This window comes from Bartonella sp. AA74HLJMH (assembly GCF_042197045.1).
In the GTDB taxonomy this organism is placed as follows: Bacteria; Pseudomonadota; Alphaproteobacteria; order Rhizobiales; family Rhizobiaceae; genus Bartonella.
This window is the reverse complement of the sequence record NZ_JBHIRJ010000052.1, coordinates 1-3361: the sequence shown is the minus strand read 5'-3', so window position 1 is coordinate 3361 and position 3361 is coordinate 1. Positions and strand designations below refer to the sequence as shown.

Here is a 3361-nt window from a genome sequence, read left to right as displayed (position 1 = left end):
GCTATTGCAACCTTTGAGCTTGATCATTCGCGCAAGTGGCTTGGAGGAGAATTAAGCGCGCATATAGGGTTTCATAAAGGGTTGGCAATTCTTGGCGCTTATGATGATAAAGAGCAAGAGAATGCAACAAAAAATTCACCCAAAGGGCAATTTTCCAAATTGTCTTTTTCCCTAGGCTACGTGCGTCCTTTTTCGCTCAAACAATATAACTTTCGCTATAACACGCTGTTTTCAGGACAATTATCACCCGACACATTGTTTAGTTCAGAGCAAATATCGCTTGGTGGTAGTTCCTCTGTGCGTGGGGTGCGTGAGGCGATTTATTACGGCAATAATGGGGCGTTTTGGCGCAATGAATTGTCGCTGTTGTTGCCAGGTTTTTCTTCGAGAATGGGGCGTAAATTTATGAGCCAATTTGCCCCTTATATGGCGCTTGATCTGGGGGCTGTAGCCAATAATGTAAACAAAAACAGTTTTGGCGGGAGCCTCGTTGGGGCAACTCTTGGTTTCCATGCAACCGGAGACATTACAGATATTGATGTGTCTTATTCGAATATTTTAACCCAATCGACAGTGCGAGAAAAGGGAAATGCGACAGGGTTATTTCAAGTGCGGGCATTATTGAGATTTTAGAGCAAAGGGGCGGTAAAAAATATCGCTGCGCTGTTTATACCCATATGGGTTGTTTTTTTAAAGAGATAAAGAATTTTATGAGGAGCTGAAGATGCGGGGATTGAAAAATCAAAAGCATAGATTGGGATATGGATACAAGCTATGGCAGCGCGTTCTTTGTGTTTTGCAGCGAGGGATCCATAAGGGGCTTTCACTTGTTTTAAGCTTTTGCTTAGCTTTTCAGCCTTTGTTGTTGCAAGCACAAGCGCTTGGAGCGCGAAGTCCTGTTGCACAAGAGAGCCAAGGGATAAAAGCAGCTGATGGGGTTGGCTCTGTTTTCCGCCCCACGGTGGGGAAAGCCGGCAATGATGTGCCGCTGATTGATATTGTTCGCCCCAATGGACAGGGGCTTTCTCATAACAAATATGACAGTTTCAATGTTGATACCCATGGCGTGATTTTGAACAATTCGACTGAGGAGGTTTCGCGTTCACAGCTTGGGGGATTGGTGCCAGGCAACGGCAATTTGCGTTATAGCGGTGCAGCAAAGGTTATCCTTAATGAAGTGGTGAGTGCCAATCGCTCGCGTCTTGAAGGCGTGAGCGAAGTACACGGGCAAATGGCGGATGTTATTATCGCCAATCCCAATGGGATTACCTGTAACGGTTGTGGCTTTATCAATACCCCACGGGTGACTTTATCGACCGGACAACCGATCATTGGAGCCGATGGCGCTTTGAGTGGGTTGCGTGTTGAGGGTGGTGATATCACCATAGGCTCTCGTGGGGCTGATGGGAGTGCATTAGATATTTTTGATCTTGTTTCGCGCAAGATCAGTGTCGGAGGTCCTATACAGGTCAAAGGAGATTTGGCTGTTATCGCTGGTCACAATCATTTTGATTATCACAAGCGGGAAGCAACTTCTCTTGGTTCTGATGGCAAAGAGCCAGAATTGGCGATTGATTCCAGTGAGTTTGGTGGAATGTATGCGGGGCAGATCCGCGTGATTGCCAATGATAAAGGTGCGGGCGTTAAGATGCGCGGAGACATGGTTGCCAATGCAGGCGCCATGAGATTGACAAGTGATGGCAAGCTGGTGATTGCCAAAGCACGCGCCAAAGGAGCAGTAAAAGCGCGTTCCCACCACGATAGTGTGCATGTGAAAGATCTGCTTTTTTCAGAAGAAACGGTTGAACTTAAGGCTTTGAAACATGTTGAATTGGCTGAGCAAGCTCGCGTTGCGGCAAGCGGTGCTGTTGATGTGCATGCCGATCTGATCAAACTCCAGTCTCATGCTCTTCTAGCAAGCGGTATTGGGAGTGATGGTCAACAGTCAGCGACGGGTTCTTTGCATTTACAGGCAGCAAAGCTTGAGGCGGGGAATGGGCGGATAGCCGCCGGTGATCTTTTAGAGATCCAAGCAGCAACAATTGATCTGAGCCGCATGCAAGACAATGATCAAACAGGGGTTTCTTCCCTTGGCGATCTGACCATTAAAACCAATCAAATCAGCGCTTTAAACAACCATATTGGTGCCAAGGGGAATATTGTCTTGAGCGCCGATGATGGGCTCACTGTAGGCGCTGGACATTATAGCGCCGGCGGTTCTCTTTTGGTGGAAGCAGCAGAGCTTACATCACGCGCGCGCTTAGTGGCAGAGCAAAAAATTGACCTTTATGCGCATCACGGTGCCCTGATCCAAGAAGGCACTGTCTGGTCTAATGGGAAGATAACGCTGGATGCCCATGGTGCCCTCAATCACACGGGTGATATTGTCAGTATGCAGCAGGTTGCCTTGACAGCGGGGGGCATGCTCACAACCTCTCAAGAGAGCACGATTTTAAGTTATGATGTGGTTTTAAGTGCTGATGCTTTAACCCAAGCAGGGACTGTGGAAGCTCAAGAAGGAGCATTAACCCTTCAAGTGCGTGATGGGGTTGCAAATAACGGCACAATGCGCGGTGAGAGTGTCGATGCTCATATTGGTGCATTTACCAATCAAGGGACGTTTATTGCAACCGATGATTTGCATTTGATGGTAAGCACACAAGAAGGCGCCGATCCGCAACAAGCCTTTCTGAAGAATACATCCGAAGGTGTCCTTCAAAGTGGTGGTGTTTTTGTTGTGATCGCAGGGCAATTAGACAATGCCGGTGTGCTTGGCTCTAGTGGTGCGAATGTTGCCCTCAATGTGGCAGGAAATGTCAGCAATAGCGGGCTGATTTACGCCAAAAAATCTATGGATCTATTCAGTGATGGTGATTTAACCAACACACAGGGCAGAATGATTGCAGAAGAGGCTCTCAGCATTGGTGGGCTGAAAGAGACACGTGCTGGTCATATAAATAATGAGGCTGGTCTTCTCAGTGCTTTAGCCGGTGAGATGAAGATTGTTGCAACGTCTTTTGTCAATAAAAGCGCTGAAACGACAAATTCAGAGCAACAAAACGCTACACATGATGAAGGTGCGCATGTTTTAGCGCGGGATGGTTTGCGCATTAATGTGGGCAGTTTTGAGAATGTTGATGGTCTCATTTCTACGCAAGGGGCAGTCAATATTGTTGCTGATAGTGTGATCCAAGCAGGGCACATAGAGATTGAGCGTGGTGACCTTCAACTGACCAGCCACGGTGATTTAAGCAATAGTGGCACAATAGAAAGCAATGATACCATTGCTTTGCATGCGCAAACAAATCTCAGCCAAACGGGGCGCATTGTCTCTAAAAAGCGGATAGAGCTTTCCAGTGAT

The 3361-nt window shown here is 47.3% G+C and carries 2 protein-coding genes; both read left to right on the top strand.

Going from position 1 to position 3361, the window contains the following annotated elements; genetic code table 11:
* On the top strand, positions 1–633 hold a 633-nt coding region (locus ACFINH_RS09330; RefSeq protein WP_375632860.1), incomplete at its 5' end, for a ShlB/FhaC/HecB family hemolysin secretion/activation protein.
* A 91-nt stretch (positions 634–724) separates the two neighbouring features.
* Positions 725–3361: filamentous hemagglutinin N-terminal domain-containing protein (locus tag ACFINH_RS09325; RefSeq protein ID WP_375632858.1), on the top strand; the 2637-nt coding region annotated here is incomplete at its 3' end.